This is a genomic window from Caballeronia telluris, from assembly GCF_001544495.1.
Lineage (GTDB): Bacteria > Pseudomonadota > Gammaproteobacteria > Burkholderiales > Burkholderiaceae > Caballeronia > Caballeronia telluris.
The window spans coordinates 32,495-44,990 of the sequence record NZ_FCNZ02000016.1; the positions used below are offsets into that span (position 1 = coordinate 32,495).

At 64.5% G+C, this 12,496-nt stretch carries 14 protein-coding genes; 13 read left to right on the forward strand and 1 reads right to left on the reverse strand.

The annotated features are described in order from the left end of the window. Positions 1 to 47 precede the first annotated feature (47 nt). The gene (locus AWB66_RS20520) at positions 48 to 1,259 is read left to right on the forward strand and encodes an ABC transporter substrate-binding protein (protein ID WP_087632018.1); all 1,212 of its coding nucleotides are present in this window, start codon (positions 48 to 50) and stop codon (positions 1,257 to 1,259) included. 40 nt (positions 1,260 to 1,299) lie between these two features. Here AWB66_RS20520 and AWB66_RS20525 read toward each other — a convergent pair whose 3' ends face one another. Further along, entirely contained in the window at positions 1,300 to 1,872 is a 573-nt protein-coding gene (locus AWB66_RS20525; protein ID WP_087632019.1) for a DNA-3-methyladenine glycosylase, read from the reverse strand. Positions 1,873 to 1,916: 44 nt separating this feature from the next. Here AWB66_RS20525 and AWB66_RS20530 point away from each other — a divergent pair, with 44 nt between their 5' ends. The 12 genes from AWB66_RS20530 to AWB66_RS20585 all read left to right on the forward strand — a co-directional run bounded on the left by AWB66_RS20530 (position 1,917) and on the right by AWB66_RS20585 (position 12,435). Continuing rightward, positions 1,917 to 2,342 carry a low affinity iron permease family protein gene (locus AWB66_RS20530; RefSeq protein WP_087632114.1) on the forward strand — a complete coding sequence of 142 codons (426 nt, stop codon included), beginning with the start codon at positions 1,917 to 1,919 and terminating at the stop codon, positions 2,340 to 2,342. A gap of 493 nt (positions 2,343 to 2,835) precedes the next feature. Further along, complete coding sequence (locus AWB66_RS20535; RefSeq protein WP_087632020.1) at positions 2,836 to 3,015, forward strand: Flp family type IVb pilin; 180 nt, start codon at positions 2,836 to 2,838, stop codon at positions 3,013 to 3,015. Positions 3,016 to 3,094: 79 nt separating this feature from the next. Further along, positions 3,095 to 3,604, forward strand: a complete 510-nt coding sequence (locus AWB66_RS20540) for an A24 family peptidase (protein ID WP_087632021.1) — start codon at positions 3,095 to 3,097, stop codon at positions 3,602 to 3,604. Between the two features lie 12 nt (positions 3,605 to 3,616). Beyond that, positions 3,617 to 4,570: a Flp pilus assembly protein CpaB gene (gene cpaB, locus AWB66_RS20545; RefSeq protein ID WP_087632022.1), complete on the forward strand. Its 954-nt coding sequence runs from the start codon at positions 3,617 to 3,619 to the stop codon at positions 4,568 to 4,570. Between the two features lie 50 nt (positions 4,571 to 4,620). Further along, on the forward strand, positions 4,621 to 6,108 hold the full coding sequence (locus AWB66_RS20550; RefSeq protein ID WP_407642302.1) for a type II and III secretion system protein family protein: 1,488 nt from the start codon (positions 4,621 to 4,623) through the stop codon (positions 6,106 to 6,108). A gap of 10 nt (positions 6,109 to 6,118) precedes the next feature. Continuing rightward, positions 6,119 to 6,493 carry a CpaD family pilus assembly lipoprotein gene (locus AWB66_RS20555; RefSeq protein ID WP_087632023.1) on the forward strand — a complete coding sequence of 125 codons (375 nt, stop codon included), beginning with the start codon at positions 6,119 to 6,121 and terminating at the stop codon, positions 6,491 to 6,493. Between the two features lie 25 nt (positions 6,494 to 6,518). Continuing rightward, complete coding sequence (locus AWB66_RS20560) at positions 6,519 to 7,739, forward strand: CpaE/TadZ family protein (RefSeq protein WP_087632024.1); 1,221 nt, start codon at positions 6,519 to 6,521, stop codon at positions 7,737 to 7,739. Beyond that, the gene (locus AWB66_RS20565) at positions 7,739 to 9,142 is read left to right on the forward strand and encodes a TadA family conjugal transfer-associated ATPase (protein ID WP_087632025.1); all 1,404 of its coding nucleotides are present in this window, start codon (positions 7,739 to 7,741) and stop codon (positions 9,140 to 9,142) included. The genes AWB66_RS20560 and AWB66_RS20565 overlap by 1 nt, the downstream gene beginning before the upstream one ends. Continuing rightward, positions 9,139 to 10,113, forward strand: a complete 975-nt coding sequence (locus AWB66_RS20570) for a type II secretion system F family protein (protein ID WP_087632026.1) — start codon at positions 9,139 to 9,141, stop codon at positions 10,111 to 10,113. Before AWB66_RS20565 ends, AWB66_RS20570 begins: the two co-directional genes overlap by 4 nt. Beyond that, the gene (locus tag AWB66_RS20575; RefSeq protein WP_087632027.1) at positions 10,110 to 11,078 is read left to right on the forward strand and encodes a type II secretion system F family protein; all 969 of its coding nucleotides are present in this window, start codon (positions 10,110 to 10,112) and stop codon (positions 11,076 to 11,078) included. Before AWB66_RS20570 ends, AWB66_RS20575 begins: the two co-directional genes overlap by 4 nt. Then, on the forward strand, positions 11,075 to 11,968 hold the full coding sequence (locus tag AWB66_RS20580) for a tetratricopeptide repeat protein (protein WP_087632028.1): 894 nt from the start codon (positions 11,075 to 11,077) through the stop codon (positions 11,966 to 11,968). The genes AWB66_RS20575 and AWB66_RS20580 overlap by 4 nt, the downstream gene beginning before the upstream one ends. Beyond that, positions 11,965 to 12,435: a TadE/TadG family type IV pilus assembly protein gene (locus AWB66_RS20585; protein WP_087632029.1), complete on the forward strand. Its 471-nt coding sequence runs from the start codon at positions 11,965 to 11,967 to the stop codon at positions 12,433 to 12,435. Before AWB66_RS20580 ends, AWB66_RS20585 begins: the two co-directional genes overlap by 4 nt. Positions 12,436 to 12,496: the final 61 nt, after the last annotated feature.

Genomic DNA, 12,496 nt, shown 5'->3' on the forward strand with positions numbered 1-12,496 from the left:
CTGGCACAATGACGTCTTAACCGAACATTCAACCCGGAGTCATCTTCATGAAGCGCGCGGCAACGCTCTCTCGTCTGACGGTCATTGCAGTAACGCTTGGCGCCACGTTCGCCGCATGCGGCGCGCGGGCCGAGACGATACGGATCGGCGAGATCAACAGTTACAAAGCGCAGCCGGCGTTCCTGGGTCCATACAAGAACGGCTGGAATCTCGCGCTCGACGAGATCAACGCGGCGGGCGGCGTGAACGGCAACAAGCTCGAAGTCGTCTCGCGCGACGACAACGGAAACCCTGGCGACACGATTTGCGTCGCGCAGGAACTCGTTGCGCGCGAGCAGGTGAAGCTGCTGTTCGGCGGGTATCTGTCGAACACGGGCCTGGCGCTCGCCGACTACGCGAAGCAGCGCCGCATCTTTTTCCTGGCTGCCGAGCCGCTCACCGACAAGATCGTCTGGCAGGACGGCAACAAGTATACGTACCGCCTGCGGCCGTCCACATACATGCAGGTCGCGATGCTGGTGCCGGAAGCGGCGAAGCTCAAGAAGAAGCGCTGGGCGCTGGTGTATCCGAACTACGAGTACGGCCAGTCCGCCGTGGCGACGTTCAAGCGGCTCATGAAGGCGGCGCAACCGGATGTCGAGTTCGTGACGGAGCAGGCGACGCCGCTTGGCAATGTCGATGCGGGCGCGGTGGCGCAGGCGTTGGCTGATGCGAAGCCCGATGCGATCTTCAACGTGCTGTTCAGCGCCGACCTGGGCAAGTTCGTTCGCGAGGGCAACACGCGTGGCCTCTTCAAGGATCGTGCGGTGGTGTCGCTGCTGACGGGCGAGCCGGAGTATCTCGATCCGCTCGGCGCGGAGGCGCCCGTGGGCTGGATCGTGACGGGCTATCCGTGGTATTCCGTCGATACGGCCGCCAACAAGAAGTTCGTCGCCGACTATCGCGCGAAGTATCACGACTATCCGCGGCTTGGATCGGTGGTGGGGTATAGCGCGATGATGTCGCTTGCCAATGGACTGAAAAAAGCCGGGTCGGCCGATTCGGACAAGCTGGCCGCGGCGTTCAAAGGGCTGGCGGTGAACACGCCGTTCGGGCCCATTTCGTATCGGGCCATCGACAACCAGTCGACCATGGGAGCGTATGTCGGCGTGACTGCGCTAAAGGACGGAAAAGGAATCATGGCTTCGTATCGGTACATCGATGGAGCCAGTGTCCAGCCTTCCGACGATGAGGTCCGGAAGTTGAGGGCCGCGGAGTAAGGAGGGAGCGTGAGCCGACGAAACCGTATCGAGGCGGCGATCACTCTTTAAAGGGCTTGCTGACGAATTTGGACCCGGCGAGTCCAAACCTCCACGGCACGTCGACAGCCTTGGAGATTCCGATTCGCGGACCGCAGACGATCTCGACCGCTTCGCCGGCCGGCGCCGGCTCCACGGAAAACGGCGCTTCGAGCACCGACATCCCGTTGTTCCGATGCGTCACGCCAAGCGCCTGAGCGACGCGTCCCGGCCCGGAGCACAACAGTCTGAGTGGTTCGAGCCCGCGCCGTTCGCGCATGACGTCGATGCCATGAAGCGGCTCGATCGCGCGAATCAGCACGCCCGCGCCATGACCCGCCTCGCGGCACACGAAATTCAGGCACCAGTGGATTCCGTAGGAGCGGTAGACGTACGCATGCGCGGGCGGGCCGAACATCACCGCATTGCGTGGCGTGGGCCCGGAAAAACTATGCGACGCCGGATCCTCGCGGTCATAGGCCTCGGTCTCGACGATGCGTCCGCCGACGCCGTCGACCGTCAGCACGGCGCCGATCAATAGCCTCGCGACGACGTCCGAGGAAGCGAAAAAGTCGATGGTGGAAGTCACAGGCATTATTCTAGCCGGGCTTGCCCATCCGACCGTCGCGGAGAATGAACATGAAAAAATCCTGGTTCCTCAAGTTCTCGAACTCGCTTGCGCAGATTTCCGGACATGCATCGACGTTCGTGATCGCGGTGCTGCTCGTGCTCGCGTGGGCCATTTCCGGGCCGCTCTTTCACTTCAGCGATACCTGGCAACTCGTCATCAACACGTCGACCACCATCGTCACGTTCCTGATGGTCTTCCTTATCCAGAACACGCAGAACCGAGACACCGCCGCGATGCAGATCAAGCTCGACGAACTGATCCGCGCCGTCGACAAGGCGCACAACGCGCTGCTCGATCTGGAAGAACTCGACGAGAAGGATTTGGGACGTTTTCGCGAGCGTTATGAAAAGCTCGCTAGAGAGGCGCGCGACGATTTGCGCGACGCCAGCAGGGAGATCGATCTGCCTTCGGTGGATCGGGCGCACAAGAATTGACTAACCGGCAAAGGGTTTTCCCGATATTTATGACGCGCCGACTTGCCAACTGCGGGGGGGTACGGGATAAAATGCCGATACTGCATCACCCGTCTTTAGCCGTCCCTCGGCAAAGCAACGGACGCTGCGCTCCACTAGCCATGGCGCTAAACGCTCTCTAAAGAGCGCAAAGCATGATCGACGCGATCTTAGGCCTCGCGAAACGTCGCGTTTAATGCGCCAGGCGCGCAAACGTTTAGCGGCAAATCCTACCTTCATTGCAACCGCATGATTGCGGGCGTCCTGCACGAAAATAAGCGGTTTCTCCCCCCTAAAGATTTTTGATTTTCTGCCGATTAGCGGCGATTCCAACGCGTTTCCAAATGCCCGAAATGAGGCCATTAAGGGCTTCATTTGGCGAGATTATTTCTTTGAACAGTCGCTAGGATGTGTCGTACTCGGTCCGTGTTCTCGTACCGGGTCCACACCTACCTTCTCGTAAAAGGAAATCAAAATGCGCAATTTCTTCAAAGCGTTCGTCCGCGATGAACGTGGCGTGAGCGCCATGGAGTATGCAATTCTGGCGGGCATCGTCGTCGTAGCGCTCACGGCGGTGGGCACGCAATTCAACACCGGCATGGGCACGTTGTTCACGAATCTGTTCAACAACATCCAGGCCGCGTCCAAGCCTTAAGCAACGGTCCGGTGACGCCGAAGATCCGGGCGCCGCTCGCCTGGATCTTTCTTATTCACGTTTCACACGCTCGACCATCGTGCAGACCCTGTCCCTTGCCATTCGCCTTGTCGTACTGTGCGCGCTTCTGTGGCTCGCGGTCATCGACGTTCGTTCGCGGCGCCTGCCGACGAAGATCGTCCTCGCGATCGGTGCTCTCTTTTTCGCGGACGCGCTGCTCTCCGGCATGTCCGCCGACGACGTCCTCGCGCATCTGCTTCTCGCGCTCGGCGTCTTTCTCGTCTGCGCAGCGCTCTTCGCGGCGCGGATGCTGGGCGGCGGCGACGCGAAGCTCGCCTCCGTCATCTTTCTGTGGGCGGGCCTCGGTCTCTCGCTGCCCGCATTGACGCTCATTTCGGTGATCGGGACCTTGGTGTCCCTGGTCAGTCTTGCCACGCGAAAGATGAATCCTTCGCAGCGTTCCCACCCGATGCGGGCGCTCGCGATGTTTTCCGGCGCACGCGGTGTGCCTTACGGTGTGGCGCTTGCACTCGGTGGCGGTGTCGTCATCGTGCTGCCCGCGCTGCTCCCCCTGCTTTCCACGCGATAGGTCGACGTCAGCATGTCCAACATCATCAAATTTGCCGTGTTGCTCGTCGGTGCGATCCTGATTGCCCTGATCGTGCGGGTGGTCATCGCAAGCGCCTCGCGTCCTTCCGCGCCGCCCGTCGTCTCGACCCAGAAGGTGCAGGTCAGCGCCGCCGATCTTCCGCAAGGCCTTCTCTTGCGCGACGAAGACCTCATCTGGAAGCAGCTGCCCGCGACCGCTGTTCCGGTCAATGCCATCGTCGACGGCGCGCCGAATGCGCCCGATCTGAAAGGCGCGCTCTTGCGCCATCCGGTCGCAAGCGGCGCGGTGCTCGTCGCCGACGACGTGATCCTGCCGAGCGCGCCCGGCTTCCTCGCGGCGACGCTCAAGCCGGAGATGCGCGCGGTCTCGGTTGCGGTCGACGACGTCTCCGGCAACGCGGGCCTGATCCAGCCGGGCGACTACGTCGACCTGCTGCTGACCCAGCAGATGGAGCGCCGCACGGACTCGCCGGATCTCGCGGTGTCGAGCGAAACGGTCGTCGAGCATGTGCGCGTGCTGGCGGTCGGCTCGGAGATCAAGCGCCCGAAGAACAACGGCGATGCGCCCGAAACGACCAGCCGCGCCCGCACCGTCACGCTGGAAGTGACGCCGCGGATGGGCGAGGTCGTCGCCGTCGCCGCGCGTCTCGGCAGCCTGTCGCTCGCGCTGCGCAGCTTCGCGACGGTCACGCGCGATCCGGCTGCGTCGGCGGCGGCGTCGTCGACCGAGCGCGCGCCGATCTGGGCCGGCGACATCTCGCGCGCGGTGCGCGATCTGCCGCGTTCGCACACGCCGCATGCCAGCACGGGCAGCGTCGCGCCGCCCATGCCGCGCACGGTGACCATCTATCGCGGCTCCGACAAAGCCGACGGGTCGAGCGTCGCGCAAGTGAGCGGCGCAGCCGACACGGCGCCGCCGCTGCCGACCGTTCCCACTCCGCGCTGAGAGCCGTGTCCACCGGTCGCCGCAGCGTCATATCGCCAGGATTCAAAGTCATGAAAACGCAGTTCAGTTCGAGTTGCACCGATGCAAGGCTCGTCGCGCCCGTCTTGGCGTGCGCGATGCTCGTGCTCGGGGCGGTGTCGGCGGCCGAGGCCGCCCAGCCCGGCGTCGCTGCCGGGAGGACGGTCGCCAGTCCGTTCGCCACGGCGGCCGCCGAGCAGCCGGCGCTCCAGCAAGGCCCGCTTTCGATGGATGCCGGCAAGGGCACGATGCTGCGTCTGAGCGAGGACGCCGTGTCGGTGTTCGTCGCCGATCCGACGATCGCGGACGTGCACGTGCCTTCGCCGAAGACGCTGTTCGTGCTCGGCAAGAAAACCGGCACCACGACGCTCTACGTGCTCGGGCCGAACAACAAGACGCTGTTGCAACGCACGATCGTCGTCGCGCGCGACATGATCACGGTGCGCAATACGATCGCCGGCCGCTTTCCGAATCTCAACGTGCAGGTGAGCACGGGCCAGGGCTCGCTTCTTCTGACCGGCCAGGTTCCGAATTCTTTGGACGCGGATGCCATCGTGCAGGCGGTCACGCCTTACCTCGCCGACAAGGAAGTGCTGATCAACCGCATGACCATCGACCGGCCGTTGCAGGTGCAGTTGCGCGTGCGCATCACCGAAGTGGACCGCAACGTCACGCAGCAGCTCGGTATCAACTGGCAGGCGATGGGCAGCGCGGTCGGCAACTTCTATGGCGGCATCTTCAGCGGCCGCCCGATCTACAACCTGAGCCAGCCAATCGCAAACGGCGCGGGCGGCGTCACCTATCCGGTGAACCTGCCGACCAACAACGCGTACTCGCTGCTCGGCGCATTCAAGACGGGCAACGTGGACATCCGCGCGCTCGTTGATGCGCTGAATCAGGAGGGTCTGCTCACCGTGCTCGCCGAGCCGAACCTGGTCGCGCTGTCGGGCCAGACCGCGAGCTTCCTCGCGGGCGGCGAATTTCCGATCCCGGTCTCGCAGACCAATGGCGCGATCTCGGTCGAATTCAAGCAGTTCGGCGTCAAGCTCGACTTCACGCCGACTGTCCTCAACGAGCGCCGCATCAGCCTGAAGGTGCGCCCGGAAGTGAGCCAGATCGATTCGACCGCGAGCGTGACAACGGGCGGCGTCACCGTGCCGGGCCTCTCGGTGCGGCGCGCGGACACCACGGTCGAACTCGCGAGCGGGCAAAGCTTTGCGATCGGCGGCCTGTTGCAGAGCAATACGTCCGACATCGTGTCGCAAGTGCCGGGCATCGGTTCGATACCGGTGCTGGGCAAGCTCTTCTCATCCTCGAACTACCAGAACAACAAGACGGAACTCGTGATCATGGTCACGCCGTATCTCGTCGAACCGACCGATCCGGCGAAGCTGCGCTCGCCGCTCGACTCGCTGATCTCGCCGTCGAGCGACGTCGAATACAGCTTCAAACGCCAGTCCGGCGACGAGCCGCAGCCGGGCCAGCCGCGTCTGGTCGGCGCGGCCGGCTATGTCTATTGAGCGCGATGCCATGAACCACTCACGACTTCTCATTCTTGCCCTCGTCTGCGCGTTCGCCGCGACCGCGAGCGGCTGCTTCAAGCCGCCGCGCAACATGCCCAACGAATCGGTGATCGGCTACGACGGCCAGTCGGCCGTGCCGCCCGACTGCGCGAAGCTCGCGCGTCCGTCGCTCCTGACCGACGCGGGCTTGCGCCGTCCGAGCATGCAATGGGGCTGCGCAACCTACACGAATCTCGCGGCGCAGCTCGCGCACCCCGAGGACGCCGTCAAACCGCAGACGCTCGGCCCCGCCGATGCAGCGGTGGCGGCGAGCGCGGTGCGCCGCTACGAGTCGGGCCGCGTGATCCCGCTCGACACCACGACGTCGCGCGATTCCAAGTAGCGCGCCACTCTCGAAGAAGAAGACCATGAGCACGACAGAACTGAGTTTCCTGAAGCCGAAGAGCGGTGTGCGCGTCGCGGATTTCATCGCGTTCGTCTCCGATCGCAAGACCGAGCAGGTCCTGAAGAGCTTCGTTCTCGAACAGGCGATGCCGCACGTGCATATCGCGATGGGCGGCGTCGACGATGCCATCGCGTACCTGTCGAAGATCGAACGCTCGCCGCTCTTTTTGCTCGTCGACTTGCAGAATTCGGTGATGCCGTTGTCGGATCTCGGGCGCCTCGCGGAAGTGTGCGAGCCGTCGGTGCAGGTAGTCGCACTGGGCGAGCGCAACGACGTCGGCCTGTTTCGCAGCCTCCTGAAGATCGGCGTGCGCGACTATCTGGTGAAACCGCTGACGGTCGAGCTGCTCAAGCGCACGGTCAATGTCTCCGAGGGCAAGGTGAGCCCGGTGACGCTCGCTCGCGCAGGCAAGACGATCGCGTTCGCCGGCACGCGCGGCGGCGTCGGCGTGACCACGCTGGCGCTCAATCTCGCGCGCCACCTCGCGGAAGACACGCACCGGCGCGTCGCCTACGTCGACCTCAACCTGTGCGGCGGCGCGGCGAACGGCATGCTTGGCCTCACGAGCAACAACGGTCTGATCGACGTGCTGCAGAACGTGCGCCGGCTCGACCCGCAGTACGTCGAGCGCACGCTGGTCGCGAAGGGTAGCCGGCTCTACGTGCTGTCCGCCGATCTCGATTACGGCACGGAGAAGCAATTCGAACCGGGCGCCCTGAAGCGCGTAGTCGAACTGCTGTGCGACAGCTTTCACTACGTGATCCTCGATGTCGGCAACCCGGGCGGGTCGCTTGCGCAAGAGGCCTTCGACCAGGCGTCGCGCGTGTATCTGGTCGTCGACCGCTCGGTGCATTCGACGCGCGAGACGATTCGCCTTCTGCGCTTCATCGAGGATCGCGACAATAATCCGCCCACCTCGCTGCTGCTGAACAACCCGAATGCGGCGAGCTCCGGCAAGGTGCAGGTCGCCGACTTCATGTCGGCGGTCGGTCGCACGGTGCTGCACGAGGTGCAGTTCGAAACCAAGGCGATCGCGACGGCCGAGAACCTCGGCGAGGCGCCGCTCGAAAAGTCGCAGACCGGTTTCAACCAGGCCGTCGCGCGTATCGCGAGCGATCTGACTGGGCAGCATACGGCCGTCGAGCGCAAGTTCCTCCGCAAGTTCAGGCTGGGGAGGAAGTAATGTTCGGGCAGAAGCAGATTTCGCGGAATGCCTTCGACGACGCAGCACCGCCGGCCGCCGAATCCGCCACGGTGACGACGCTCGCGCCGAAGCCGGCGGAGCCTGCGCCGGTACGCGCACCGGCACCGGAAGGCGGCGAGACGCTGGTCCGCTCCGATCTCTTCAAGCTGATCCGCAACGGCGTGTTCACGGCGATGAACGCGTCGGCGGCGGTCGGCAAGACGCGCGAGCAGATGAAGCCGGGCGTCGAGCAACTCGTGCTGGAAGTCGCGGAACGCGAGCGCCTGAACGTCACGCTCGCGGAGCAGGGGCAGATCGTCGGCGAACTGCTGAACGACATGTTCGGGCTCGGCCCGATCGAACCGCTGCTCGCCGACGAAACCATCACCGACGTCCTCGTGAACGGTCCCGATCAGGTCTATGTGGAACGGCACGGCCGGCTCGAACTGACGCAATGCAAGTTCCGCGACAACGCGCACGTGATCAACGTGGCGCAGCGGATCGCGGCGGGCGTCGGACGGCGCGTGGACGAAAGCAGCCCGATGGTCGACGCGCGTCTCGCGGACGGCAGCCGCGTCAACGTCGTGCTCCCGCCGCTTGCGATTCACGGCGCGTCGATCTCGATCCGGAAGTTTTCGAAGCGCAACATCACGCTGCACCGGATGGCGCAGCAAGGCAACATGTCGCAAGCGATGGCGAACGTGCTCAAGCTCGCCAGCACCTGCCGGCTCAACGTGATCGTGTCGGGCGGCACGGGCTCCGGCAAGACGACGCTGCTCAACGCGCTCTCGCACTTCATCGGGCTCGGCGAGCGCACGGTCACCATCGAAGATGCGGCCGAACTGCAACTCGTGCAGCCGCATGTCGTGAGCCTGGAAACGCGCCCCGAAAACGCCGAGGGACTCGGCGCCGTGACGCAGCGCGACCTCGTGCGCAACGCGCTGCGGATGCGCCCGGACCGCATCATCCTCGGCGAAACGCGGGGCGCCGAAGCCTTCGACGTGTTGCAGGCGATGAACACGGGCCACGACGGCTCGATGACGACCATCCACGCGAACACGCCGCGCGACGGTATCACGCGTCTGGAAAGTATGGTGATGATGGCGAACGGCAACCTGCCGCTGCTCTCGATCCGTCGTCAGATATCAAGCGCGGTGCACCTGATCGTGCAGATCGAACGGATGCGCGACGGCATGCGGCGCGTCACGCGCATCACCGAACTTGTCGGCATGGAAGGCGACGTGATCATCACGCAGGACCTCTTCACGTTCCGCTATGACGCGAGCGCGTACAGCGAGGAAGTGAAGGGCACGTATGAATCGGCGGCGGTGCGGCCGGCGTTCGCGCAGCGCGCGGCGTACTACGGCCTCGAAGACGCGCTCCTCGAAGCGATGACGCCATGAACATGGTCAACCTCATCACCCTCTGTTCGTTTGTCGTCGTGCTGCTCATCGGCGTGATGGTGCTGACCGTGCAGGACATGCGCAATCATCAGCCGCACGCGCGCATTCACGCGCGCATGCAACAGTCGTTTTCGCAGCAGGTCGTGCGCGTCAAGGACGGCGCGCGGCGCGACGCCGACCTGTTCAAGATCAGCCGCCACGATAACGTCTTGAGCCGCTGGTTCGGCCCGAAGATGGTGCGGCTCAAGACAGTGGCGTCGACTCAGGGACTAAAGGTCGTGGTCGGCGTGGCGCTGGCAGGCGAGATCGTCGCGCTGCTGATGACGCATTTCATGCCGCTGCCTGCCTTCGCGGGACCGCTGCTGATCTTCGGACTGCCGGTTTTCGGAGCGATGCAGGCCTACCGTTTCCTCGTCGAGCGCTTTCGCAAGCGCTTTCTCGATGGCTTCCCCGATGTGATCGACCTGATCGTGCGCGCCGTGCGCGCCGGTGTGCCGGTGACGCAAGTGATCAGCACGGCCGCGAGCGAATGTCCGGAACCGCTGCGCACCGAGTTCAAGCTGATGGGCGATTCGCTGCAGGTCGGTCTCGATCTCGAAGAAGTGCTCGCGGTGGCCGTGAAGCGCATCGAAATCGCGGACTTTTCGTTCTTCAGCGTCTGTCTGTTGTTGCAGCGCGAAACCGGCGGACAGTTGGGCGAGACGCTCGAAAACCTCGCGGGCATCGTGCGTACGCGCCGCGAAATCCGCCTGAAGACGAAGGCGCTCACCGGCGAAGCGCGCATCACGACCAAGATTCTCGCCGCGATTCCGATCGTCATCATGCTGTCGATGTATGCGACCAACCGCGACTATCTGATGGTGCTCTTCGATACCGAGGCAGGCCGCAAGCTGCTCACGTTCGGCGTGATCTCGATCGTCAGCGGCCTCTTCGTGATCAAGAAGATGTCGAAGCTGGATACCTCGCGATGACTCCGGAAAACGTCGAAACGCTGATCAACCTGCTGATGCTGCTGGCGCTGTTCGCGGTGCTCGCGATCTGGTGGGCGACCAAGCACGGCGGCCGGCGCGGCCGCATCGCCGAGCGCGCGCGTCTCGCCGCGCTCACGCATCGCAACGACCGGTCCGAAGCCGCCGACGCGGACGAACAAGCGGGCTTCCGCACGCGGCTCCTGCGCCGGCTCGCAAGAATCGGCGACAAGATTCCGCTCTTCGACGCCGGCTATCGCCTCAAGCTGCAAAAGGAAATGGTGCGCAGCGGCTATCGCAGCAGCGTCGCGGTGTCGATCCTGCTCGCGGTCAAGTTCTGCGTGGGCCTCGTGTGCGCCGCGCTGACCGTGATGCTCGGCTCGCACATTCCGGTCGTCGGCGAATATCCGGCGGGACGCGGCATCGCGATGCTGATGGTGTTCGTGGTCGGCATGATCCTGCCCGAGTACGTGGTCGCGTTTCAAGCGTCGCGGCGGCGCAAGGCGATGGCCGGCTGCCTGCCCGATGCGCTCGACCTGCTCGTGATCTGCACGAACGCGGGCAACAGCCTCGGCGTGAGCATCCGGCGCGTCGCGGACGAAATGAAGTCCATCTGTCCGCCGCTCTCCGACGAGTTCTCGCTGACCGCAGACGAACTGAAGCTCTCCGGCGACAGCGCGCGCGCATTGCATGGTCTCGCCGAACGCATCGACCTGCCTTCGATCCGCGCGCTCATCTCGACGCTCACGCAATCGATGCGCTACGGCACGCCGATCACGCAGGCGCTGCGCACGCTTTCGCGCACGGAACGGCTCGCGCACATCGTGTCGCTGGAGGAAAAGGCCGCGAAGCTCGCACCCAAGATGGTCGTGCCGATGATGCTCTTCATTCTTCCCGCGATCATCGCGATCGCAGCCGGCCCGGCCGTCATTCAACTTCTCGCCTTTATCGCAGGGCAATCGAAATGAACTCAACCGAAGCAATCCGCCGCATCGTGATGACGGCCTGCGGCGCGGCATTGATGCTCGCGGCCGCGGCGTGCACGACGACGACGCGCCAGGTCACCGACACGCGTCCCGTCATGCGCAACACGGCGCCCAGCACGATGAGCGAGCTGCGCATTGCGGACACCGCGCTCGATTCCGGCAACTTCGAACTCGCGACGAGCCTCTATGAAAAGGCCGTGCAGGCCGACCCGAAATCGGTTCCGGGATTGACGGGGCTCGGCAACACGCTCTACGCAGTCGGCGACTTCACGCGCGCGAACGTCTACTACCAGCGCGCGAGCCAGGGCGATCCGAACGCAACGGCACCGCTCATCGGCATCGCGCGAGTGGCGATCCATCAGCGCCGCTTCGACGATGCGACCGCCACTTACCGGCGCGTGCTTGCCCTGGCGCCGAACGATCCGCTCGCGTCCGCGGGACTCGGCGCGGCGCTCGACCTGAGCGGCGATCACGCCGGTGCGCAGGCGCTGCTGCGTCAGGCGCTGAACGCCAATCCGGGCGATCCGCTTCTGTCGGTCAATCTCGGCCTCTCGCTGATTCTCGCGGGCAATCCACGCGAAGGCGCGAACGTGCTGCTCGACGTGACGCGCTATCCGGCCGCGCCGCCGCAGGCGCGCCAGAATCTCGCGCTGGCCTACGGCCTCCTCGGCAATACGGAAGCGGCGGCGGAAATCCTCTCGCGCGATCTGCCGAAGGCATCGGTACAGGACAACCTGCGCTACTACGAGATCCAGCGCGCGTATCTGAACAGGCCGGCCGGCAACGCGGCGAACGCGGTATCGTCGGCGGCGCCGCCCGCCCGCGTCGCACCGGTGCAAGCCACGCCGATCCAGGCAGCGAGCCTGCGATGACGCAGCGCTTCGTCGCGCGCCTCTGGCGTGACATCCGCGGGGTGTCCGCGATCGAATTCGCGCTCGTCGCGCCGGTCGTGTTCATCCTCGTGCTCGGCACGCTCGAGATGGCGCTCGACATGATCGTCGATGCATCGGTGCAGATCGCGGCACAGCAGGCGTCGCGCATCGGGCTGACGACGGCCAATCCCGCGAGCGGCACGCGCGCCGATCAGGCGCAGACGGTCGTGAACAACGTGCTCGGCCGCTGGCGCAGCATCGGCGGTACCGTGACCATCACGACGCTGAACTACGGCAGCTATAACAACGTGGGCAGCACCAACTATCAGGCCAACATGGGCAATTTCGGCGACGTCGTGTCCTACAACATCGCCGTGACGATTCCGGGCTTCTCGGGCATTCCCCAGCTCTTCGGCGTGAAGTCGATGACGTTCCAACGCAACTACATCGTGCAGAACGAAAAATGAAACGCACGCCTGACGCAAAGCTTGGCCGGCGCGGACGACCTCCCGGAGCCGGAGGGGCGCT